Genomic DNA, 22,290 nt, shown 5'->3' with positions numbered 1-22,290 from the left:
CCGTGTCCGCTCCCGAACGGCTAACGTCGTTGTGTGCGGAAGAAGTTGAGGGTGGCGGCCTACGCCGTCTGTGTCCGTGACGACCGGATCCTGCTGGCCCGCTCGCCGGCCACCGACGGCACGCCGGAGTGGGTGCTGCCCGGCGGCGGCATGGAGCACGGCGAGGACCCTCTCGACACCGTGGTGCGCGAACTCGACGAGGAGACCGGCTACCGCGTCGAGGTCACCGGCCTGCTCGGGATGGACTCCTCCCGCCACGTCTTCCCCCGCGAGGGCCTGCGCGGCCCCGTCGACCACCACGGGCTGCGCATCGTCTACGAGGGCCGGATCGTCGGCGGCGCACTGCGCTACGAGGTCGACGGCTCCACCGACCTGGCCGCCTGGCACGACCTGGCCGACGTGCCCGCGCTGACCCGGGTCCGGCTGGTCGACATCGCGCTGAAGCTGTGGCGGGAACGGCCGGTGGACGGCCGGGTGTTCGTACCGCCGAAGGGGTAGGGACGGTGCGCGGCGTGGGGGTCCTGCCCCGCGAGATGAACGGGGAGTGACCGGCTCCGGGCGGTCCGAGGAGCGGCCGGGGAGCAGTCGACGGCCCGTCGCGCCGGCCTAGATCCACGTTCGCGATCGGCGTCTGTCGTTGCTGGGGCGTTCACGCGCAGGCCATTCCCGGTGTCGAGCATCCGGTACGAGCGGGACGTTCGCGGCTGCGACCGACCCGCGTCCACTGCCGACGCGTTCGCACTCGGGGAGATCGCGCCATGTCGCGCACACGCTCTGTCACGTCCTCCGTGCTGGGGGTCGACCGTCGTACCGTCCTCGCCGCCACCGCGGCCGTCTCCGTCTCCGCGGGCGTCGGCTACGCCCTGCGGCCCACCGACAGCGAGGCGGCGCCCGCCGCGCAGGTGCCCGCGGCCCGCCCGGAGCCCGCGGCCGCCGGCCCGCGGGCCTCGGCGGCGCCCGCCGCCGCTCCGCTCGCCCCCTTCACCAAGGGCACCACGCTCGCCTCCGTCGCCGCCCCGCGCCCCGGATCCGGCTACCGCCGCCTGGACAGCCAGCCCGGCTGGGGGCGCGTCGTGCGCGGCGATCTCGCCGCGCCCAAGTCCGGCCGCGCGGGCCGCCGTACGACGCTCGCGGCCTTCGTCCAGCTCACCGACCTGCACCTGATCGACAGCCAGCACCCGATGCGCCTGGAGTACCTGCGGGCGGCCAGTGAGATCTCCTGGCGCCCGCACGAGGCGCTCACCGTGCAGGGCGCCGTCTCGCTCGTGGAGCGGGTCAACGCGCTGCGGGCCGCTCCGGTGACCGGGGCGCCGCTGGACTTCGTCGTCACCACCGGCGACAACACCGACAACAACGCCCGCACCGAGCTGGACTGGTACCTGACGGTGATGAGCGGCGGGCGCATCACCCCCAACTCCGGCGACCCGCGGCACTACGAGGGCGTCCAGAACAGCGGCGTCCCCCTGTACTGGCAGCCCGACTCCGCCTCCCGCGACGCCTACAAGCAGCGCGGCTTCCCCCGCCTGGACGGCTTCCTGGCGGCCGCGATCCGTGAGGTGCGCAGCCCCGGCCTGACCCTGCCCTGGTACTCCACCGTCGGCAATCACGACGCCATGCCGCTGGGCTGCTACGCGCACGGTGACAGCTGGCTCGCCGAGTACGCCGTGGGCGGCCGCAAGCTGATGGAGCTGACCCCCGCCGAGGCGGTGCGGCTCCAGCGGAGCATCAGCGAGGACCGGGACCCCCGGGGCACCGTCCTGCGTGACCTGCTGAAGTCCACGGCCCGTGCCCAGCGCGCGGTCACCCCGGACGAACGCCGGGCGCCGTACACGCCCGCCGAGCACGTCCGGGCCCATCTGGACCCGGTGTACCGGGGCGCGGGCCCGGTCGGCCACGGCTACACACGGGCCAACCTGGAGGCGGGCACGCAGTACTACAGCTTTCCGATCGCCGAGAACGTGCTCGGCATCAGCCTCGACACCACCGACCCCGGCGGCCACTACAACGGCTCGATCGGCACGGCGCAGCTGACGTGGCTGGACGCGACGCTGCGCGCGCACCGGGACCAGTACGCCGTCGTCTTCAGCCACCACACCAGCGAGAGCATGTCCAACACCCGCCCGGACCCGGCGCACCCGCGCGAGCGCCGCCACGAGGGCGCCGAGCTGGTGGCCCTTCTCGGCCGGCACCGCAATGTGGTGGCGTGGGTGAACGGCCACATCCACCGCAACGACATCACCCCGCACCGGGGCTCCGCGGGCTCCTTCTGGGAGGTCTCCACCGCCTCCCACGTGGAGTTCCCGCAGCTGGCGCGGGTGGTCGAGCTGGTCGACAACAAGGACGGCACCCTCTCGGTCCACACCACCCTGATCGAGTCCGCGGCCCCGCACCGCACGGACTTCGGCGACCTGTCCCAGACCGGTCTGGCCTCCCTCTACCGGGAGCTCTCGGCGAACGCCCGCTCCGACGGGGCCCGGCTGAGCGGCGAGGCCCGGGACCGGAACACGGAGCTGCTGCTGAAGCGGCGGTGACCCTTTGGAGGAGGGGCCACGGGTCCCCGGGTCCGGTGGCCCCTCCTCTCCCCTCCTGGTGCTGCCCCGGTCCCCTCCTACCGGGGCAGCACCACGACATACGCGGCCGGATCGCGGTCCCCGGCCGCCATCAGGGCCGTGCGGACCACGGCCGCCTGCTGTTCCATGGCGTCCCGCAGCTTCCTGGGCGTGATGTGGACGACCGTGATGCCCAGCCGCTCCAGGTGCTCCCGCTTGCGGGCGTACTCCGACCAGAGCGCGTCGTCGTCCTGCCGATGGCCCTGGCGGGGCGCCCGGGTGTCCAGCTCGACGGCCACCGCCTGCTCGGGCCAGTAGGCGTCCAGCCCGCCCAGGTGCGGCCCGCCGGGCAGCCGCAGGTCGACGTTCCACACCGGGTCGGGCAGCCCGTACTCGGTGACCATCCGGTACAGGCGCTCCTCCGCGATCGCCCGGCCCTCGGCCAGCAGCGAGTCCACCGCGTCCACCACGTGCGGCCGGCTCAGCAGCTTCGCGCCGCTCAACTCCCTCACCACCGACGCCGGTTCGCAGTGGCCCCCGCGCACCGCCTCCGTCAGCAGCCGCCGTACCGCGCCCGCGTCCGTCAGCCCGGCCACCGCGTCGGCCAGGGCGCGCGGCACGGGGGCCACGGGGACACCCGTCGCCTGCTCCGGGACCGGCAGGTTCACCGTGCGGACGACGTGGGCGAAACCCGACGAACGCAGCCGGCGCTGCCGCGGGACCAGGACGTCGACGCGTTCCAGGGCGGGCAGCGGGGGAGCGGTGGTGAAGCCGTGCAGGGTGAGCGCCGCCAGGCCCGTGATCATGGCCTCCGCGTACACCGGGCGGTGCGGGCCGTCCGCGTCCGGCTGCGCCGGCACCCCGGCCGCCGCCGTCGCCGGCGTCTCGCGGGCTGCGTACAGCAGCACCGCGTGCAACCGCTCCTGGCTGGTCGGCGGTCCCGGGTGGAGCGCGTACACGCCCGGCAGGAGCTGCTGCCAGGGCCCGCCGGGACGGCACTGCTCACCGGCCTCGGCCGGCGACACGCCGTGCGAGCGGAGCTGGGCCTCGGTCATGACACGGCGCTGCACGTCGGTGGAGACGTGGCGCAGGGGGCGGGGGGAGGCCGGGGGGAGCGGGGTGTTGTGGTTCATGACTCGGGGATTCCGCATCCTGGGTGCCCTGTAACCGCTGTTACACGCTCGTCGACAAATCCGGACAAGGTGGCACTAAAGGACGGGTGTTCGGGTGCCGATAGGGCGCGGAAAACCCCTGGTCCGCCCGGGGCGGACCAGGGGTTACGGGTATGACTGAACGAATTCCGTAACGGTGACGGCCGGCTTAATCCTTGGGCAGAGCTTCCTGGGCGCGCAGCGCCCGCGCCAGGTCGTCCCGGCCCTCCAGCACCAGCCGGCGCAGCGCCGGGGGCGCCGACGTGTGCGCGGCCAGCCAGGCGTCCGCCGCCGCGAGCGTCTCCGGGGAGTCCTGGAGGTCCGGGAACAGCCCCTTGACCACGTTCATCGCGATCTGGATGGAACGCTCGGACCAGATGCGCCCGATCACCGCGAAGTACTTCTGCGCGTACGGCGCCAGCAGCTCCCGCTGCGAGGACTGCGCGAAGCCCGCGATCGTGGCCTCCACCAGCGCGTTGGACAGTGTGTCCGACTCCACCAGCTGCGCCCACGCCTGCGCCTTCACCGCCGCCGAGGGGCGGGCCGCCAGACAGCGGACCTGGTGGCGCTTGCCGGACGCGGTGTCGTCGCGGGCCAGTTCGGCCGCGAGCAGGCCCTCGTCCGCGACCCCGTGCGCCGCGAGCGGCTCAAGGAACGCCCAGCGCAGTTCCTGGTCGACCACCAGCCCCTCGATCTTCTCCGCGCCGTCCAGCAGACCGCGCAGCAGGGCCAGGTCGTCCGGCGCCGAGGCCACCGACGCGAAGAACCGGGCCCAGGCCAGCTGGTGCTCACTGCCCGGCCCCGCCGCCCGCAGTTCCCGCAGGGCCACCTCGGCCAGCATCAGCTCGCCCGTCCGGCGCCGGTCCCGCGGCACGTAGTGGACCAGCGCCGAGTCCGCCCACGCGTGCAGCATCTGAAGGACGCCGATGTCCGACTCGCGGTGCGCGAACCGCGTCACCAGATCCACGAAGTCGAGCGCGGGCAGCAGCGCGTCCCGGGTCAGGTTCCACAGCGCCGACCAGCACAGGGCACGGGCCAGCGGATCGGCCGTCGCCCCCAGGTGCTCGCGCAGCGTGGCCAGCGAGGTCTCGTCGAACCGGATCTTGCAGTACGTCAGATCGTCGTCGTTGACCAGCACCAGCTCCGGGGCGTCCTGGCCGGCCAGCTCCGTCACCAGCGTGCGCGGGCCGTCCACGTCCGTCTCGGCACGCGCGTACCGCACGAGGCTGCCGTCCTGAACGCGGTACAGGCCGATCGCCACCCGGTGCGGGCGCAGTTCGGGGTGGGACTCCACGGCCTCCTGGAGCACCGCCAGTTCGGCGACCCGGCCCTCCGCGTCCAGCAGCACCTGCGGGGTCAGCGCGTTCACGCCCGCCGTCTGGAGCCAGGACCGCGCCCACGCGCCCATGTCCCGGCCGCTGGTCTCGCCGAGCACCGACAGCAGGTCCCCGAGCCGGGTGTTGCCGTACGCGTGCCGCTTGAAGTAGCGCCGGGCGCCTTCGAGGAACGCGTCCTGGCCCACGTACGCCACCAGCTGCTTCAGCACGCTGGCGCCCTTGGCGTAGGTGATGCCGTCGAAGTTGAGCTTGGCGTCCTGGAGGTCGCGGATGTCGGCGGTCACCGGGTGGGTGGAGGGCAGCTGGTCGGCGCGGTACGCCCATGCCTTGCGGCGGTTGGCGAAGGTGATCCAGCCGTCGGTGAAACGGGTCGCGCCGACCAGCGAGAAGGCGCCCATGAAGTCGGCGAACGACTCCTTCAGCCACAGGTCGTCCCACCACTCCATGGTGACCAGGTCGCCGAACCACATGTGCGCCATCTCGTGCAGGATGACGTTCGCGCGGGCCTCGTAGGACGCCTGGGTCACCTTGCCCCGGAAGACGTACTCCTCGCGGAAGGTCACCAGGCCCGGGTTCTCCATCGCGCCCAGGTTGTACTCGGGCACGAACGCCTGGTCGTACTTCCCGAAGGGGTACGGGTAGTCGAAGTGGTCGTGGAAGAAGTCCAGGCCCTGCTTGGTGATCAGGAAGACGTCGTCGGCCTCGAAGTAGGGCGCGAGACCCTTGCGGCACATCGCGCCGAGCGGGATCTCCAGCGTCGTGCCGTCCCCGAGGTCCCGGCGGTAGGAGTCGGTCACGTAGTGGTAGGGACCGGCCACGACACAGGTGATGTACGTCGAGATCGGCTTGGTCTCCGCGAACCGCCAGACGCCGTCCGCCGCCGAGCCCTCCCCGTTGCTCCACACCGTCCAGCCCTCCGGCGCCCGCACCTCGAAGCGGAACGGGGCCTTGAGGTCGGGCTGCTCGAAGCCCGCGAACACCCGGCGGGAGTCGGCGGGCTCGTACTGCGTGTAGAGGTAGACCTCGCCGTCCTCCGGGTCGACGAAGCGGTGCAGGCCCTCACCGGTGCGGGAGTAGGCGCACTGCGCGTCCACCACCAGCTCGTTCTCGGCGGCCAGGTCCTCCAGCAGGACACGTGAGCCGTCGAAGACCTCGCCGGGGTCCAGATCGCGGCCGTTGAGGGAGACGGCCGTCACGCTCGGGGCGATCAGGTCCGCGAAGCTCGACGCGCCGGGCTCGTTGCAGCGGAAGCGGAGCGTGGTCACCGAGCGGAAGGTGCGCGGGCCCCCACCGGGCAGGTCGCCCACCGCCGAACGGAGGTCGAGGGACACGTCGTACCCGTCGACGGACAGCAGGGCGGCCCGCTCCCGGGCCTCGTCGCGGGACAGATTCTCACCGGGCACGGAGGCACTCCCTCTGGACTTCTCGACCGGGCTTCTCGGCCGGGCTTCACGGCTGGACTTCAAGGCTGGACTTCTCGACTGGGTCCGAACAGGACCGATCCTGCCATGTGCCCCTGACGGCGGTCCGCAGGGAATGCGCGGCACGGGCGGCGGTGTTGCCGGGGAAAGCCTTATCTCATGAGGAGACACATGTCCGAGAAGACCCCTGTCGACTTCTGGTTCGATCCCCTGTGCCCCTGGGCCTGGATGACCTCCCGTTGGGTCCTGGAAGTGGAGAAGGTCCGTGACATCGAGGTCCGCTGGCACATCATGAGCCTCGCCGTCCTCAACGAGAACAAGCTCGACGAGCTGCCCGAGGAGTACCGCGAGATGCTCGCGGTCAAGGCCTGGCAGCCGGTGCGCGTGGTCACCGCCGCCTGGCAGCTGCACGGCGAGGACGTCCTCGGCCCCCTCTACACCGCGCTCGGCACCCGCTTCCACAACAACGGCGAGGGCGCGACCCTGGAGGCCATAGCGGGCGCGCTCAAGGACGTCGGCCTGCCGGCCTCCCTGATCGACTACGCCGAGCAGACGGACTTCGAGTTCGACGCCCAGCTGCGCGCCTCCCACAAGGAGGGCATCGAGAAGGTCGGCCAGGACGTCGGCACCCCGGTCATCGCCGTCCCCGGCCCCGACGGCGAGCAGATCGCCTTCTTCGGCCCGGTCGTCACCCCCGCCCCAAAGGGCGAGGAGGCCGCCCGCCTCTGGGACGGCACGATCGCGGTCGCCTCGGTCCCCGGCTTCTACGAGATCAAGCGCACCCGCACCAAGGGCCCGGACTTCAGCAACCTGTGACCCGCCCCGCGCCGAAAGCCCCCGCGAACCGGGTTCGCGGGGGCTTTCCGCGCGGCAGGACAGGGACCGGCACCCCGGTGCCGGACCCGTCCCCGCGAGCAGGGGGCGATCAGCCCCGGGCCCGCCTCCGCTGCCACCCGTATCCGGCCGCCGCCAGCACCGCCGTCATCGCGCCCGACGCGTACAGCTGCACCCGCGTCCCCGGCTCGCGCAGCATCAGCAGGAAGATGCCCGCCATCCCCGCCAGCGCCACCCAGGTCAGCACCGGGAACGCCCACATCCGGACCGCGAGCCGCTCGGGGGTCTCCCGTTCCAGGCGGCCGCGCAGCCGCAGCTGGGAGGCGGCGATGAAGATCCAGACGACCAGGATCACCGCGCCGATCATGTTCAGCAGCCAGGGGAAGACGTCGTCCGGCCGCCAGTGGCTGAGGAGCACACAGCCGAAGCCGAAGAGGCAGGAGGCGAGGACCGCGGGGCGGGGCACCCCGCCCGGCGCCCGGCCCAGGGCCTTCGGGCCGTGCCCGCGCTCCACCAGCGAGTACGCGATGCGCGAGGCGCCGTAGACATTGGCGTTCATCGCGCTGAGCAGGGCGGCCAGCACGACCACGTTCATCACCTGGCCGGCGCCCGGGATGCCGAGACGGTCGAGGGCGGCGACGTACGGGCCCTGCTCGACGACCGCCGGGGAGTCCCAGGGGACGAGGGTGACGATGACGGCCATCGAGCCGACGTAGAACAGCGCGATGCGCCACATCGCCGTACGGACCGCGCTCGCCACGCCCCGCACCGGGTCCCGCGACTCGGCGGCGGCGATCGTGACGGTCTCCAGGCCGCCGTAGGCGAAGACGGAGGCGAGCAGGCCGACGACCAGGCCCTCGGTGCCGTTCGGCAGGAGGTCGCCCAGGTTGTCCGTGCCCGGGGCGTCCGTGCCCGGCAGGACGCCGGCGATCGCCAGGACGCCCAGGGCCAGGAACAGGGTGATCGCGGCGACCTTCAGCGCCGCGAACCAGAACTCGAACTCGCCGAAGTTCTTCACGGCGGCCAGGTTCGTCCCGCAGAACACCAGCATGAACAGGGCGACCCACGCCCACTCGGGGGTGCCCGGCAGCCAGCCGGTGACGATCTTCGCGGCGCCGATGCCCTCCAGTCCGACGGCCGTGCAGAGCAGGATCCAGAAGGCCCAGCCGACGGTGAAGCCCGCCCAGGGGCCGAACGCGCGCTCGGCGTGCGCCGAGAAGGAGCCGGAGGAGGGATGCGCGGCGGACATCTCGCCCAGCATCCGCATCACCAGCATCACCAGGAGGCCGGAGACGGTGTAGGCGAGGACGATCGACGGTCCGGCGGCGGCGATCCCCGCGCCCGAACCGACGAAGAGACCCGCGCCGATGACGCCGCCGAGGGCGATCATCGACAGATGGCGCTGCTTGAGGCCGTGGGACAGGGTGGCGTCCGGCTCTTGTGGAGCCTCGACGGTGGTGCTGGGCATGGGCGCGGTTCGTCCAATGCGTGAGACGGGCAAAAACGCCCCCAGTCTGGGCGGCCCCTCCGCTCCCACGGAGGGGCCGCCCACGATCCGGACGGACCGGACACGCGGTGTGGCTAGGCCGCTACGGAGGTGTAGTGCGCCGCGTCGCCCTCGATCGAGTAGCTCTCCTTGCCGTCGACGCCGACCGGGACGTCGCCCGCGACCGTCACCCGGTGCAGCCGGCGGGGCCGGCCGTCGTAGTTGTCGACCGCGTAGTGCTGGGTGATGCGGTTGTCGAAGAGGACGAGCTGATTCTCCGACCAGCGGTGGCGCAGGATGTTCTCCGGCCGGGTGACGTACGACTGGAGCAGGTCGAGGATCTTGCGGGACTCGGCCGGTGACAGGCCCACGATGCGCTGGGCGAACCCGCCGATGAACAGGCCGCGCTCGCCGGTCAGCGGGTGCACACGGACCACCGGGTGGACCGTGCGGTACGTGATCGAGGTGAACTGGGCGCGCGCGGCGGCCTGCGCCTCGTCGACCGTCTCCTGCGGCACCGCGTAGTCGTAGTCGTTGGTGTGCTCGGCCCACAGGGTGTCGGCGAGCTGCCTGAGCGGCTCCGGCAGCTGGCGGTAGGCGGCCGCCGAGCTGGTGATCAGGGTCTCGCCGCCGTACGGCGGGAGGACCAGGCTGCGCAGGGTGCTGGCCTGCGGGGGGTTGAGGACGAAGGTGACGTCCGTGTGCCAGTGGTTGGCGGCGCGGCCGCGCTCGCTGTCGACGGGCAGCACGTTCGGGGCGCCGTCGACCGCGGGGACCGTCGGGTGGGCGGTGGTGAGGTCCCCGAAGTGGCGGACGAAGGCCTGCTGGCCCGCGTCGTCCAGGTGCACGTCGTCGAAGACCAGGGCCTTGTGGACGTTGAGGGCCTCGCGCAGGGCGGCGTAGGTCTCCTCGTCGAGGGGCTTCGCGATGTCGACGCCGAGGACCTGGGCGCCGATGTTCGCGGTGACCTTGCGGATCTCGATGCTCATGGGAGGTTCCTTTCGGACGAGGGTCAGACGAGGGCGGGTGCGGGGGCGTTCACGTACTGGTTGGCGGGGCGCGGGAGGCCGTACCTCTCGCGCAGGGTCGTGCGCGGGCCGTACTCGGTGCGCAGCAGGCCGCGGGCGCGCAGGATCGGCACGACGTGGTCGACGAAGGCGTCCAGGCCGGAGGGCAGCACCGCGGGCATGATGTTGAACCCGTCGGCGGCGCCCTGGGTGAACCAGGTCTCGATCGTGTCGGCGACCTGCTCGGGCGTGCCCGCGAAGGTGAGGTGCCCGCGCCCGCCGCCGAGCCGCCCGATCAGCTGCCGCACGGTGAGGCGCTCGCGCCGGGCCAGCTCCACCACGAGGGTGTAGCGGCTCTTGGCGCCCTCGATCGCGCTCTCCGGCGGCAGATCGGCGGGCAGCTCCGAGTCCAGCTCCAGGGCACCCGGCTCCAGCTGGAGCAGCTGCTCCAGCCGCTGGACCCCGTGCGTGTGCACGATGTGGTCCTCCAGGACCTGCTCGTGTCCTCGCGCCTCGGCCTCCGTCGAGCCGATCACCGGGACGATGCCGGGCAGCACCTTGATGTGCTCGGGGTCCCGGCCGGCCTGCCGGGTACGGGACTTGAGGTCGGCGTAGAAGGCCCGGGCGTCGGCGAGCGTCTGCTGCGCGGTGAACACCGCCTCCGCGTACCGGGCCGCGAAGGTCTTGCCGTCCTCGCTCGACCCGGCCTGCACCAGCAGCGGGTAACCCTGCGGCGACCGCGGGACGTTGAGGGCACCCTCGACACTGAAGTACGTCCCCTGGTGCCGGGGAGGGTGGACCTTCGCGTCGTCGCCCCAGACGCCGGCCGCCTTGTCGGCGAGGATCGCGTCGTCCTCCCAGCTGTCCCAGAGCTTCAGGGCCACGTCGAGGAACTCGCCGGCCCGGGCATAGCGCTCGGCGTGCGCGGGCTCGGCGTCCAGGCCGAAGTTGCGCGCGGCCTCGGCGCCGGCCGTGGTGACGATGTTCCAGCCCGCCCGGCCGCCGCTGATGATGTCGAGGGAGGCGAACTTGCGGGCCAGGTTGTAGGGGGAGTTGTAGGAGGTGGAGGCGGTGGCGATGAGGCCGATGTCCCGGGTGGCCGTCGCCAGTGCGGTCAGCAGGGTGAGCGGCTCCAGGGCGCCGGCCGGACGCTGGGCGATGGTGCCCCAGAGCTGCGGGCCGTCGGCGAGGAACAGGGAGTCGAAGGTGCCGCGTTCGGCGATCCGGGCCAGGTGGACGTAGTGGTCCAGCTCCACGTGGGCGTACGGGTCGCTCTCCGGGAGCCGCCAGGACGCCTCGTGGTGGCCGGTGTTCATCAGGAACGCGTTGAGGTGGAGCTGTCGTCCGTGGTGGGCCGTGGTCACTTGTGGTCCTCCGTGACGCCCAGGGCGGCGAGCAGTCGTTCGCGGTACTCGCCGAGCAGCGGGTCCCGGTACGAGCGCGGGTGCGGGCGGTCGATGGTCAGGTCGAGGCCGATCCGGCCGTGGTCGAGGACGAGGACCCGGTCGGCGAGCACGATCGCCTCGTCCACGTCATGGGTGACGAGCAGTACGGAGGGCCGGTGGCGCTCCCACAGCTCGCGCAGCAGGGTGTGCATCTTGATCCGGGTGAGGGCGTCCAGCGCCCCGAACGGCTCGTCCGCGAGGAGGAGTTCGGGCTCACGGACCAGTGAGCGGGCGAGGGCGGCACGCTGCGCCTCACCGCCGGACAGTTCGTTGGGCCAGGCACGTTCGCGGCCCTTCAGCCCCACCTCGGCCAGGGCCTCGCGGCCCTTGTGCTCCGCCTCCTTACCGTCCAGGCCCAGCAGTACGTTGTCCAGCACCCGCCGCCAGGGCAGCAGGCGGGAGTCCTGGAAGACCACCGACACCCGCTCGGGGGCCGCGAGCTGCCCGCTGCCGGCGACCTCGTGGTCGAGATGGGCGACGGCCCGCAGCAGGGTGCTCTTGCCGGACCCGCTGTGCCCGAGGAGCGCCACGAACTGTCCGGCGGGGATGTCCAGGTCGATGCCGTCGAGAACCGTGCGATCCTCGAACGACCGTGTCAGGCCGCGCAGTCGGACTGCGGCGGGGCGGGTCAGCTGCTCAGTGTGCGGCGCCACGACAGCACCCTCCGTTCGATGAGACGGACCGCGGTGTCGGAGAGGAGACCGAAGACGCCGTAGATGAGGAGGCCGACGAGGATGACGTCCGACTGGCCGTAGTTCTGGGCCTGGAACATCATGTAGCCGAGGCCGCTGGTGGCGTTGATCTGCTCCAGGACCACCAGTCCCAGCCAGGAGCCGGTCACCCCGAGCCGGAGTCCCACGAAGAATCCGGGCAGTGCGCCGGGGATCACGATCTGCCGGACGAACCGGACCTTCGACAGGCCCTGCACCTCGGCGAGTTCGACGAACCGGTGGTCGATGCCGGACAGTGCGGCATGCGTGTTGAGGTAGACGGGGATGTAGACGACGATGGCGATGATCGCGATCTTGAAGGTCTCGCCGATGCCCAGCCAGAGGATGAACAGCGGGATCAGACCGAGGGTCGGGATCGCCCGGTTGAGCTGCACGGTCCCGTCGATGAGGGCCTCGCCGGTCCGGGTCAGCCCCGAGGCCAGCGCGAGTGCCACCCCGGCGGTCAGGCCGATCGCGAAGCCGTACGCGGCGCGCTCCAGCGAGGTGAGGACGTCGGTGGGAAGTGTCCCGTCGGTCCACAGGTTCACGCCGGTCTCCAGCACCGTCCAGGGCGCGGGGATCGCCCCGGTGTCCAGCTGCCCGGCGGCCGAGGCGGCGGCCCACAAGGCGATGAGCAGCAGGGGTCCGACGAGCCGGGAGGCGGGCCACGGCTTGCCGGGAGCGAGTCCACGTCGTCGTCGGCGACGGCCCCGAGGGGCGTCGTCGACGGTGCCGGTGGCGGCTACGGGGACGGCGGGGACCGTGGTCGCCGTCGTGCCGGTGGCCGTGCTCGTGCCGGTGTCTGCGGTCGCGTCGGTGGCCGTGCTCGTGCCGGTGTCCGCGGTCGCGTCGGCGGTCGTGCTCGTTGTGGTGTTCGTGCTTGCGCTGGTGGTCATGGCGGTCAACTCCGGTACTCGGCTGCCACGGACTTGGCGGCGATGCCCTCGAAGCGGTGGTCGAAGAGCGAGGCGACGTCGAACTCCTTCACGAAGCCGCCGTCCGCGAGGAGGTCCGCGGTCTCCTGCTCCCACTTGATGGCCTCGTCCCAACTCGGCGGGAAGAGCGGCTTGTTGGCGAGTGCGGTGATCGACTTGGCCTGGTCGAGGGTCAGGTTCTGCGTCTTGACGTAGAACTCCTCGTTCCAGGCGTCCGGGTTCTCGTAGCTCCACACCAGGCCCTGCGCCCACTGCGGGATGTACGCGGCGACGGCGGCGGCCTTCGCCTTGTCGTTCAGTACGGACGCCGGCGCCCACAGCAGGCTGAGCAGGTCGACGACGTCGGTGGTGATGACGCGGGCGCCCTTGGACTCGTACTGCTTGAGGTAGGCGGGCGACTGGGTGTTGCCGAGCGGGGCGATGTCCACCTGGCCCGACTGGAGGGCGGTGAGGAACTGGTTGCTGGTGAGCGGGACCAGCTTCACGTCGTCGTACTTCAGGCCGGCCTTCTTCAGTGCCCGCAGCAGGACGACGCCCTGCGCCTGCCCCTGGGAGAACGCCAGCTTCTTTCCGCGGAAGTCGTCGACGGTCTCGATGTCGCTGCCCGGCTTGGTGGCGAAGACGTAGTTCGGCTTGCGCGTGATGTTGATCGCCACGATTTTCGCGTCGAAGCCCTGGTAATGCGCCTGGATCGGCGGAATACCCGCGTTGTTGGCGACGTCCAGGGACTTGGCGCGGAAGGCGTTGATGACATCGGGACCGGCCCCGATGTTCAGCCAGTTCGACACCGTGAAGGGCAGTTCGGGCAGTTTCGCCAGCTTCAGCTGCAACTGCTGCGCGCCCTGGAAGGAGGCGATCTTCAGGCTGGTGCCGGCGGGCACCTTGTCGGAGAGCGGAGCCGTGGAGGCGCCCTTGCCACCGGTGGCGGCATTGCTCTCGGCGCAGCCGCTGAGCCCGGCGACACCGGCCGCGGCGCCCAGCAGCGAGGCGAGGAAGAGACGCCGGTCGACACCGGACGTACGGGAAACAGGCACGGGAGAACCCCCAGGGGAAAACGGAGACAAGGCAGGCGGAAGCCGGCGGGGAAAAGCGGGCGTGGCAGAGATGCAACGGGTCTGCGGGAATTGAGAGGAATCCGCAATAAATCCGCAAGGAATCTGCAACGGGACCGAAACGAATCCTGCGGCTAAAGGCAGGAGAAGGACGCGCTCCCGGCGCGCCGGGGCGTCAGCAACAGAAGGTGCGACAGCTCATGGGAAAGATGTTCCTGTCCACGTGTGGGGCCTGTCAACATTCGGAGATTCTGAATTAACTCGGATCGGGCGAGGTGCCCGGCGGACGGGGCCGGGACGAGGCCAGCGGATCCCGGTAGAGCACGTCGAGGGCCACCGCCCCGCCCGCCACGGCCAGTACGGAGTCGGGGAAGCTGCTCGGCGAGACGGCGGCGGAGCGCCCCGCCCCGACCTCGTCGCGCAGCGCGGCGAGGCAGTCCTCCCGGAACAGCACACCCACCTCGGTGACGACGACCCGCTCCGGATTGAGCACGTCCAGCAGCAGTCCGGCCGCCCGGCCCACCATCCGCGCGCGCTCCCGCAGCAGCCGTGCGGCCACCGGGTTCCCCGCGTCCGCCGCGGCGATCACATGCATCGGGTTCACCCCGTCGATCACCCCGGCCCGCCGGGCCCGCCGGCACAACGTCCGCTCGCTCAGCTCCACCTGGAGGCAGCCGGCCCGGCCGCAGTCGCAGGGCTCGGTGCCGCCGGCCAGCGGCAGGTGCGCGATGGCGCCGGCCTGCGAACGCGGCCCGTGGTGCACCTCGTCGTTCGTGGCGAACGCCGCGTCGACCACGTTTCCGACGAACAGATGCAGCACGCTGAGGCTGCCACGGGCCTGCCCGAACAGCCGCTCCGCGTTGACCAGCGCCCGCGCGTGCCCGTCCACCTCGACCGGCAGCCCGGTGTACGCGCCGACGGTCTCCCGCACCGGCACGTCCCGCCAGCCCAGCAGCGGATGCTCGACGACGGTCCCCGAATCCCGGTCCACCCAGCCGCCCACGGCGACCCCCACCCCGAGGGCCCGGCAGCCGGGAGCCTCCCCCAGCAGAGCGCCGAGCGCGTCGGCGGCCCGGGCCAGCACCTCGGACGGTTCCAGGCGGCCGCGGTGCTTCAACTCCCGCCGTGCCACCACCCGGCCGCGCAGATCCAGCAGCGAGACGGTCGTGTACGGCACCGCCACATGCACCCCGCCCACCACGAACCGCGAGTCGTCCAGGTCCACGGGGACGTGCGGCCGGCCCACCCCGTTGCTGCGCCGGGGCACCGCCGCCTCCCGGATGAGCCCGAGCCCGGTGAGCCGGGCACAGTGGTCGGTGACGGAGGCGGGGGACAGCCCGGTGAGCCGGGCGATGGTGGAGCGCGCGACCGGTCCGTGTTCCAGCACGGACCGCAGGATCACACTGGCGCTGGTACGCCGCCGGTCGCTGTCGGCGACCCGGGTGACGGGAGAGGGCGGGGCGGGAGGAGCCGCGGTACGGGGCATGGGAGAACTTCCTCGGAAGTCGGGAGCCGGTCCGACACTGCGCCGTCTGTGGAGCGCGGCGCGCCGGACGATCGGCCCCGCCCGCCTCACACCGGAGGGCGACAGGCGGCCGCGCCCACGCGTCGCAGGTCGACGTGGCGACGCGACGAGAAGTTCAGGGCCTGGGCAACCATGGCTCGAAGCTAGCAAAGGGGATCGGCCCTGCCCAGATGGCGACCGACGGGCGAGACGGCCGTCGCTTCCTTGGTGAAACCCTACAGAGACCGTCCGGGGCACTCGCGTATCCCGAACCACTCGACCTCAGTGACCAGGGTCACCTCGTACCGCGTGTAACCCCCACCCTTTGTCAGGAGCCCACCAATCTGCCGTTCGGCCGTTTGTCGATCGCGGACGGTGATCGCCCGGACTCCCCTGGGATAGCGTCGCCGTGTCCCGAACCGTCCCCACCCAGCGGAGTCCCCATGAGCACCGCCGTCGTCGCCCCCGCTCGCACCGGACAGGTCCTCGCCGACCTGATCCCCGCCTCCCGAGTCCGCGACGTCGCGCTCGTGCTCGGCGGCGCCGCGCTCACCGGCCTCGCGGCCCAGATCGCGGTCCCGATCCCCGGCTCCCCGGTGCCGGTGACCGGCCAGACCTTCGCCGCCCTGCTCGTCGGCACCACCCTCGGCGCCCGGCGCGGCTTCCTCTCCCTCGCCCTCTACGCGCTGGCCGGCGTCGCCGGCGTGCCGTGGTTCGCCGACGGCACCTCGGGCTCCGCGGCCGTCTCCTTCGGCTACATCCTCGGCATGGTCCTCGCCTCCGCCGTCGTGGGTGCCCTGGCCCGGCGCGGCGCCGACCGCAGCGTGTGGCGCATGGCGGGCGCGATGCTGCTCGGCGAGGCGATCATCTACGCCGTCGGCGTCCCCTACCTGGCCTACGCCGCCGACCTCTCCCTCTCCGCCGCCGTCGCGGCCGGCCTCACCCCCTTCCTGATCGGCGACGCCCTCAAGGCCGCCCTGGCGATGGGCCTGCTGCCCAGTGCCTGGAAGCTCGTCAAGCGCTGACGCGCACGCAGCCGCCGCGCAGGAGGCCCGCCGGGATCACCCCGGCGGGCCTCCCGCGCGTTCGGCGGGGCATGCGCCGCTCAGCCCGCCTCCCCTCCCGGCCGCCGGCGCCCGGCCCACCACAGCCCGGCCGCGCCCGCCGTGAGCAGCGAGACACCGGCCGCGCCCAGCGGCAGCAGGTCCCGTCCGGCGCCGGTCCTCGGCAACTCGCCCGGCGCCACGGGTGTGTTGTCGGTTCCCAGGAGCAGCGGGGTGGCCGGCGCGTTCGGCGACGGGTTCGTCGTACCGAAGGGCACCGGGCCCTGCTGCCAGAACGTCTTCGTCCCGTCCGCGGTCTGGACGGGCAGACAGATCTTTCCGGTCGCGCCCAGATCGAACGTCGCGTCGACGTCGTACGATTTCGAGGCGCCCGCCGCGAGATTTCCGACGGGGCACGAGAAACCGCTGTTCGACCCCTCCGGGAGATCCTTCTTCGCGATCGCGGCACACCCCTCGACACTTTTGACGGTCAGCCCGTCGAAACCGACGACGAGCATCCTGATCTCTCCGCTTTCCTTGGTTCCCTCATTCTTCACCGTGGCGGTGATCGCCGTTTCCCGTGAACCGTTGTCGACCGAGATCCTCTCGGGCAGCAGCGTGGTCAGCCGCACGCCGGCCGGTGCCTCGTCGACGGCCTTTCCCCCCTTGCCACTGCCGGGCACCTGGTCGTCCGCCCCGGCCGGGGCGGAAAGGATCAACACTGCCGAGAAAGATGCCGCGACCAGTGATCCGGCGATGGTCGTCGTACGACGAGAACTCATGTTCGTCCCCCTTGGCTGCGCCTGAATTCGCAGTACTTGAAGAGGTACCACAAGATTTCTCCGCACTATGCTGGTGCGGCATGAATTGGTAGGGCCGCGCAATGGAGGGGGTGCAGCGAATTGCCGGTGAATTCGGAGAGCGGCGGTGTTCCAGGTCTTCTGGTGACAGGGCGGTACCGGCTGGTCGAGAGCATCGGCCAGGGGGGAATGGGGCGGGTGTGGCGGGCGACCGACGAAATGCTCGACCGGCCGGTCGCCGTGAAGGAGATGCGCATCGACGGCCTCGACCCGGAGGACACCCGCACCCGCCGCGAACGCACCCTGCGCGAGGCCAGGGCCACGGCCCGGATCGACCACCCCCATGTCGTGCGCGTCTACGACGTGGTCGACGAGGGCGAACGCCTGTGGATCGTCATGGAGTTGGTGGCCGGCCGCTCGCTGGAACGGGTCATGGCGGAGGACGGCCCGCTGGGACCGGCGCAGACGGCCCGGATCGGCCTCGGGCTGGTCGCGGCGCTGCGCCAGGTGCACGCGCGGGGCGTCCTGCACCGGGACATCAAGCCGGGCAACGTCCTGGTGGAGGACACGGGCGGGGCGGAACCGGACGGCGGGCGGGTCGTCCTCACCGACTTCGGCATCGCCGCGATCCAGGACGCCAAGGCGCTGACCATGGTCGGCATGCTGGTCGGCTCCCCCGACTACATGGCCCCCGAGCGCATATCCGGCCGCCCCCAGGGCCCGCCGTCCGACGTCTGGTCCCTCGGCGCGACCCTCTGCGCCGCCCTGGCCGGCCACTCCCCCTTCTCCCGCGACACCACCCTGGCCACCCTGCACGCCGTCCTCTATGAGGAGCCCGAACTCCCGCCCGGCGCGGGCCCGTTGCGGGAGATCCTGGCGGCACTGCTGGAGAAGGAGCCGCAGGTGCGGGCGTCCCTGGCCGAGGTGGCGGCGGCCCTGCGGCCGGTGGCCTTCCCGGCACCCGCGCCGTCGCCGACGCCAACTGCGGGGGAGGGGGAGCCCGGTGCGGGGGAGTCGCCGACCCGGGCCCTGCGCAGGCCCGCCAGGGCGGCCGGGCCGTACGATCCCCGGCTGCCGGCCGTGCCCGGGGCGCCGGCGGAGGGCGCCTCGCCGCCGCGCTCGCGGGCCGGTGCCGAACCCCCGTCACCCGGCCCGGCAGGCGGTGGCACCCGCCCCCGCCCCTCCGGTGCCGCCTTCGGCGTCTCCCCCACCCGGGCCGCCGCGGAGACCGAACGCCGGCCCCCGCCGGACGGGCCGCCGGGTTCCGCGCCCGCCGGCCGCACCCGACGCCGTACGAGGGCCGTGGCGGCCGCGGCCGCCGTCGTCGCCGTGGGCGCGGTCGTGGCGGTCGTGCTGGCCCTCGCCCCCGGCGGAGGGGGCGAGAAGGACGAGGCCGGGGGCACGTCCCGGCCGTCCACGCCCCGTTCGACGCCCGGCACGCCCACGCCGTCGCCCACCGTCGAGGGGACGTCCCGGCCGCGGAGCCTGCCGCCGGGCACACACGCCGAGGCCGGCGGTTTCGCGTGGGCGACCCCTCGGGGCTGGCGGCGGGACGTGAAGACGGGCGCGGAGGTGCACTACACCTCCCCCGACGGCACCCAGGAACTCGTCGCCAAGTCCTCGCTGGCCCGCGGCGACCTGATGGACACCTGGGAGACCTCCGAACGCAACGCCCGCCAGGGCGCGGACTACGAGAAGATCCGGCTGGAGGAGACGACGTTCCGCGGCCGTCCGGCGGTCGTCTGGGAGTACACCTTCACCCTCCGGGGCGCCCGCTGGCACGCCCGGCTCCTGGGATTCGACGAGAGCGGGACGTCGTACCAGATCAACACCTGGTACCGGCCCGGGATCGAGGCCGAGGCGCTGCGGACCTACGAGACGGTCAAGGACAGCTTCACGGTGCTGTGAGGAGCGCGTGGCGCGCCGGAGAGGGAATGACGAAGGGGCCCGCCGGTGTCAGGGATACGGCGGGCCCCTCGTACAGGTGGCCGAGCGCTACTCGGCGGCGTCCGCGGGCACCGCGTCCGCCACGGCCGTCCGGCCGCGGGGCGCCAGGCGCTCCTTCACGACGGCGATGGCGATGACGACCGCCGCGACGAGCAGCGACAGCAGCACGGTCGTGCGTCCGCTGCTCTCCCCCTTGGTGTCGGTCAGCATGTAACCGAGGACGAACACGATCAGCGCGGCCGTCGCCCAGGTCAGGTACGGGTACAGCCACATCCGCACGACCAGCTTCTCCGGCGCCTCGCGCTGGATGATCTTCCGCATGCGCAGCTGCGAGAAGCAGATGACCAGCCAGACGAACAGGGCGACCGCGCCGCTGGAGTTGACGAGGAAGAGGAAGACGGAGTCCGGGAACTTGTAGTTGAAGAACACCGCGACGAATCCGAACACCACCGACGCGACGATCGCCGTCATCGGCACACCGCGGGAGGTGGTGCGGGCGAACGCCTTGGGCGCGTCGCCCCGCTGGCCGAGCGAGAAGGCCATCCGGGAGGCGGTGTAGAGGCCGGAGTTCAGGCAGGACAGCACCGAGGTCAGCACGATGAAGTTCATGATCTGACCGGCGTGCGCGATGCCGAGGGAGTCGAGGGCGGCGACGTAGGAGCCCTGCTCCTTGATGGAGGGGTCGTTCCACGGCAGCAGCGTGACGACGACGAAGATCGAGCCGAGGTAGAAGACGCCGATCCGCCAGATGATGCTGTTGGTGGACTTGGTCACGGCCCGCTGCGGGTTCTCGGACTCGCCGGCCGCCAGGGTCGCGATCTCGCTGCCCATGAAGGAGAAGACGACGAGCAGGACGCCGGTGAGGATGGCGCCGGGTCCGTGGGGCAGGAAGCCGCCCTCGCCGGTGAGGTTGCCCAGGCCGGCCTTGTCGCTGTCGACGCCCGGAAGGACGCCGAACACGGCCAGCCCGCCGACGACGATGAACGCGCCGATCGCCACGACCTTGATGCCGGCGAACCAGAACTCGAACTCGCCGTAGGAGCCGACGGAGACCAGGTTGGTGGCGGTCAGCACCACCATCACGATGAGCGCCCAGCCCCACTGCGGCACGGCGGGGATCCAGCTCTCCAGGATCGCGGCGCCGGCGGTGGCCTCGACGGCCAGCACGACCACCCAGAAGAACCAGTACAGCCAGCCGATGGAGAAGCCGGCCCACGGGCCGAGCGCCCGGTCGGCGTGCGCGGAGAAGGAGCCGGAGGTGGGGTTGGCCGCGGACATCTCGCCCAGCATCCGCATCACCAGCACCACGAGCGTGCCGACGAGCGCGTAGGAGAGCAGGATGCCGGGTCCGGCGGTGGCGATGCCGGAGCTGGATCCGACGAACAGGCCGGCACCGATGACACCGCCGATGGCGATCATCGACAGATGCCGGTTCTTGAGACCTGCCTGGAGGCCGGAACCGGGTTCTCCGGGGCCTTCATGGCCGCGGTCGGCCTTCGTGAGGGTCGGCTGCGAAGTCATGGGGGATGGATTTCCTTTGCGCCGTGTAACAAGTCGGTCCAGTGAAACGGAGGCGAAGTGATTCGTGAACCTCTGAATCCGGATCGTTACTTGAGGTTTCCCTGAGGTTCCATGGCGTTGGCCGGGTTTTTCGGGCCTGACACCCCACGCTGCTGCCCCGCGACACCCATGTCACACTCATCCCATGCGCGTGTATCTCGGCTCGGACCATGCCGGCTTCGAACTCAAGAACCACCTCGTCGAATGGCTGAAGGCGGCGGGTCACGACCCGGTCGACTGCGGCCCGCACATCTACGACGCCCTGGACGACTACCCGCCCTTCTGCCTCCGTGCGGCGGAGAAGGCGGCCGCGGACCCCGAGTCCCTCGGCGTCGTGATCGGCGGCTCCGGCAACGGCGAGCAGATCGCGGCGAACAAGGTGAAGGGCGTCCGTGCGGCCCTGGCCTGGAGCGAGGAGACCGCCTCCCTCGGCCGCCAGCACAACGACGCCAACGTCGTCGCCGTCGGGGCCCGGATGCACACCACGGAGGAGGCCACGAAGTTCGTCGAGACCTTCCTCGGCACCCCGTTCTCGGGTGACGAGCGCCACATCCGCAGGATCGAGATGCTGGCCGACTACGAGACGACCGGCGACCTCCCGGCGATCCCGGCCCACCACCCGCAGCAGGACTGACCGCCCCCGGCGGGGGCTGGAAAGGAACACGCACCGTGCCAGAGGGGCACACGATCCACCGGCTGGCGGCGGACTACGCCGACCGCTTCGCCGGCACCGCACCGCGCGTGACCAGCCCCCAGGGGAAGTTCTCCGACGCCGCCGCACTCCTGGACGGCGTCGGGCTCACCCGGACCGAGGCCCACGGCAAGCACCTCTTCCTCGGCTTCCGGGACGGCGAGTGGGTCCACATCCACCTCGGCCTCTTCGGCAAGGTCACCTTCGGCGACGCCCCCGCGCCCCCGCCCACGGACACCGTCCGCCTGCGCCTCGCCGGCGACACCGGCTACGTCGACCTGCGCGGGCCCACCGCCTGCGCCCTCATCACGGACGCCGAGAAGCGGGCCGTGCACGCCCGCCTCGGCCCCGACCCGCTGCGCGCCGACGCCGACCCCTCGCGGGCCTACGTCCGCGTCTCCCGCAGCCGGACCACGATCGCCGCCCTCCTCATGGACCAGAAGATCATCGCCGGCGTCGGCAACGTCTACCGCGCCGAGGTCCTCTTCCGGCACGGCATCGACCCCTACCGCCCGGGCCGGGACCTCACCCCCGCCGAGTGGGACGCGATCTGGGCCGACCTCGTCGCCCTCATGCGCGAGGGCGTCCGCAACAACCGCATCGACACCGTCCGCCCCGAGCACACCCCCGAGGCGATGGGCCGCCCGCCCCGCGTCGACGACCACGGCGGCGAGGTGTACGTCTACCGCCGCGCCCACCAGCCCTGCCACCTCTGCGGCGACCCGGTCCGCACCGCCGACCTCGCCGCCCGCAACCTCTTCTGGTGCCCCACCTGCCAGCAGGACTGACGGCGTCCCGGGTCGTGCCGGGCACCGCGA

Annotated in this window: 18 protein-coding genes; 7 read left to right on the top strand and 11 right to left on the bottom strand. The window is 72.0% G+C overall.

Annotation, left to right across the window (positions count from 1 at the left end):
• Positions 1-33 precede the first annotated feature (33 nt).
• Both IE275_RS07965 and IE275_RS07960 read left to right on the top strand, forming a co-directional pair.
• Complete coding sequence (locus tag IE275_RS07965; RefSeq protein ID WP_189709131.1) at positions 34-498, top strand: NUDIX hydrolase; 465 nt, start codon at positions 34-36, stop codon at positions 496-498.
• Positions 499-758: 260 nt separating this feature from the next.
• A complete protein-coding gene (locus IE275_RS07960; protein ID WP_189709129.1) occupies positions 759-2,531 on the top strand; it encodes a TIGR03767 family metallophosphoesterase in 1,773 nt (590 codons plus the stop codon).
• 77 nt (positions 2,532-2,608) lie between these two features.
• On the opposite strand, the gene IE275_RS07955 is transcribed toward IE275_RS07960, so the two are convergent.
• Positions 2,609-3,682 carry a hypothetical protein gene (locus IE275_RS07955; RefSeq protein ID WP_189709127.1) on the bottom strand — a complete coding sequence of 358 codons (1,074 nt, stop codon included), beginning with the start codon at positions 3,680-3,682 and terminating at the stop codon, positions 2,609-2,611.
• A 187-nt stretch (positions 3,683-3,869) separates the two neighbouring features.
• On the bottom strand, positions 3,870-6,440 hold the full coding sequence (pepN, locus tag IE275_RS07950; RefSeq protein ID WP_189709125.1) for an aminopeptidase N: 2,571 nt from the start codon (positions 6,438-6,440) through the stop codon (positions 3,870-3,872).
• A 189-nt stretch (positions 6,441-6,629) separates the two neighbouring features.
• On the opposite strand from pepN, the gene IE275_RS07945 reads away from it, so the two are divergent.
• Positions 6,630-7,274: a mycothiol-dependent nitroreductase Rv2466c family protein gene (locus tag IE275_RS07945; RefSeq protein WP_189709123.1), complete on the top strand. Its 645-nt coding sequence runs from the start codon at positions 6,630-6,632 to the stop codon at positions 7,272-7,274.
• Positions 7,275-7,383: 109 nt separating this feature from the next.
• On the opposite strand, the gene IE275_RS07940 is transcribed toward IE275_RS07945, so the two are convergent.
• The 7 genes from IE275_RS07940 to IE275_RS07910 all read right to left on the bottom strand — a co-directional run bounded on the left by IE275_RS07940 (position 7,384) and on the right by IE275_RS07910 (position 15,413).
• A complete protein-coding gene (locus IE275_RS07940) occupies positions 7,384-8,760 on the bottom strand; it encodes an amino acid permease (RefSeq protein ID WP_189709121.1) in 1,377 nt (458 codons plus the stop codon).
• Positions 8,761-8,873: 113 nt separating this feature from the next.
• A complete protein-coding gene (locus IE275_RS07935; protein WP_189709119.1) occupies positions 8,874-9,767 on the bottom strand; it encodes a TauD/TfdA dioxygenase family protein in 894 nt (297 codons plus the stop codon).
• Between the two features lie 23 nt (positions 9,768-9,790).
• Positions 9,791-11,149 carry an LLM class flavin-dependent oxidoreductase gene (locus IE275_RS07930; protein WP_268255254.1) on the bottom strand — a complete coding sequence of 453 codons (1,359 nt, stop codon included), beginning with the start codon at positions 11,147-11,149 and terminating at the stop codon, positions 9,791-9,793.
• Positions 11,146-11,883 carry an ABC transporter ATP-binding protein gene (locus IE275_RS07925; RefSeq protein WP_189709117.1) on the bottom strand — a complete coding sequence of 246 codons (738 nt, stop codon included), beginning with the start codon at positions 11,881-11,883 and terminating at the stop codon, positions 11,146-11,148. Before IE275_RS07925 ends, IE275_RS07930 begins: the two co-directional genes overlap by 4 nt.
• Entirely contained in the window at positions 11,859-12,836 is a 978-nt protein-coding gene (locus tag IE275_RS07920; RefSeq protein WP_189709115.1) for an ABC transporter permease, read from the bottom strand. Before IE275_RS07920 ends, IE275_RS07925 begins: the two co-directional genes overlap by 25 nt.
• Positions 12,837-12,841: 5 nt before the next feature.
• Complete coding sequence (locus IE275_RS07915) at positions 12,842-13,909, bottom strand: ABC transporter substrate-binding protein (RefSeq protein ID WP_189709113.1); 1,068 nt, start codon at positions 13,907-13,909, stop codon at positions 12,842-12,844.
• A 274-nt stretch (positions 13,910-14,183) separates the two neighbouring features.
• On the bottom strand, positions 14,184-15,413 hold the full coding sequence (locus IE275_RS07910; protein WP_189709111.1) for an ROK family transcriptional regulator: 1,230 nt from the start codon (positions 15,411-15,413) through the stop codon (positions 14,184-14,186).
• A 461-nt stretch (positions 15,414-15,874) separates the two neighbouring features.
• On the opposite strand from IE275_RS07910, the gene IE275_RS07905 reads away from it, so the two are divergent.
• Positions 15,875-16,456 carry a biotin transporter BioY gene (locus tag IE275_RS07905; protein ID WP_189709109.1) on the top strand — a complete coding sequence of 194 codons (582 nt, stop codon included), beginning with the start codon at positions 15,875-15,877 and terminating at the stop codon, positions 16,454-16,456.
• Between the two features lie 80 nt (positions 16,457-16,536).
• On the opposite strand, the gene IE275_RS07900 is transcribed toward IE275_RS07905, so the two are convergent.
• Positions 16,537-17,256, bottom strand: coding sequence for a hypothetical protein (locus tag IE275_RS07900; protein ID WP_189709108.1), 720 nt, complete (start codon positions 17,254-17,256; stop codon positions 16,537-16,539).
• 162 nt (positions 17,257-17,418) lie between these two features.
• Here IE275_RS07900 and IE275_RS07895 point away from each other — a divergent pair, with 162 nt between their 5' ends.
• The gene (locus IE275_RS07895) at positions 17,419-19,182 is read left to right on the top strand and encodes a serine/threonine-protein kinase (protein WP_189709106.1); all 1,764 of its coding nucleotides are present in this window, start codon (positions 17,419-17,421) and stop codon (positions 19,180-19,182) included.
• 87 nt (positions 19,183-19,269) lie between these two features.
• Here the strand turns inward: IE275_RS07895 and IE275_RS07890 are convergent, their stop codons facing one another.
• Entirely contained in the window at positions 19,270-20,742 is a 1,473-nt protein-coding gene (locus IE275_RS07890; protein ID WP_189709104.1) for an amino acid permease, read from the bottom strand.
• A gap of 184 nt (positions 20,743-20,926) precedes the next feature.
• Here IE275_RS07890 and IE275_RS07885 point away from each other — a divergent pair, with 184 nt between their 5' ends.
• Positions 20,927-21,415 carry a ribose-5-phosphate isomerase gene (locus IE275_RS07885; RefSeq protein WP_189709102.1) on the top strand — a complete coding sequence of 163 codons (489 nt, stop codon included), beginning with the start codon at positions 20,927-20,929 and terminating at the stop codon, positions 21,413-21,415.
• Positions 21,416-21,450: 35 nt separating this feature from the next.
• The gene (locus tag IE275_RS07880) at positions 21,451-22,260 is read left to right on the top strand and encodes an Fpg/Nei family DNA glycosylase (RefSeq protein WP_189709100.1); all 810 of its coding nucleotides are present in this window, start codon (positions 21,451-21,453) and stop codon (positions 22,258-22,260) included.
• The last annotated feature ends 30 nt before the right edge of the window (positions 22,261-22,290 follow it).

Source organism: Streptomyces phaeofaciens (assembly GCF_014648915.1).
GTDB lineage: Bacteria > Actinomycetota > Actinomycetes > Streptomycetales > Streptomycetaceae > Streptomyces > Streptomyces phaeofaciens.
The sequence above is the reverse complement of the archived record's forward strand: the minus strand, read 5'-3'. Positions and strand labels throughout refer to the sequence as shown.

Bases quoted from the DNA above. Each gene is read 5' to 3' on its own strand.
- IE275_RS07960 (WP_189709129.1), top strand. From the start codon at position 759: ATGTCGCGCACACGCTCTGTCACGTCCTCCGTGCTGGGGGTCGACCGT.
- IE275_RS07955 (WP_189709127.1), bottom strand. From the start codon at position 3,682: ATGAACCACAACACCCCGCTCCCCCCGGCCTCCCCCCGCCCCCTGCGC.
- IE275_RS07945 (WP_189709123.1), top strand. From the start codon at position 6,630: ATGTCCGAGAAGACCCCTGTCGACTTCTGGTTCGATCCCCTGTGCCCC.
- IE275_RS07940 (WP_189709121.1), bottom strand. From the start codon at position 8,760: ATGCCCAGCACCACCGTCGAGGCTCCACAAGAGCCGGACGCCACCCTG.
- IE275_RS07935 (WP_189709119.1), bottom strand. From the start codon at position 9,767: ATGAGCATCGAGATCCGCAAGGTCACCGCGAACATCGGCGCCCAGGTC.
- IE275_RS07920 (WP_189709115.1), bottom strand. From the start codon at position 12,836: ATGACCACCAGCGCAAGCACGAACACCACAACGAGCACGACCGCCGAC.
- IE275_RS07910 (WP_189709111.1), bottom strand. From the start codon at position 15,413: ATGCCCCGTACCGCGGCTCCTCCCGCCCCGCCCTCTCCCGTCACCCGG.
- IE275_RS07905 (WP_189709109.1), top strand. From the start codon at position 15,875: ATGAGCACCGCCGTCGTCGCCCCCGCTCGCACCGGACAGGTCCTCGCC.
- IE275_RS07900 (WP_189709108.1), bottom strand. From the start codon at position 17,256: ATGAGTTCTCGTCGTACGACGACCATCGCCGGATCACTGGTCGCGGCA.
- IE275_RS07890 (WP_189709104.1), bottom strand. From the start codon at position 20,742: ATGACTTCGCAGCCGACCCTCACGAAGGCCGACCGCGGCCATGAAGGC.
- IE275_RS07885 (WP_189709102.1), top strand. From the start codon at position 20,927: ATGCGCGTGTATCTCGGCTCGGACCATGCCGGCTTCGAACTCAAGAAC.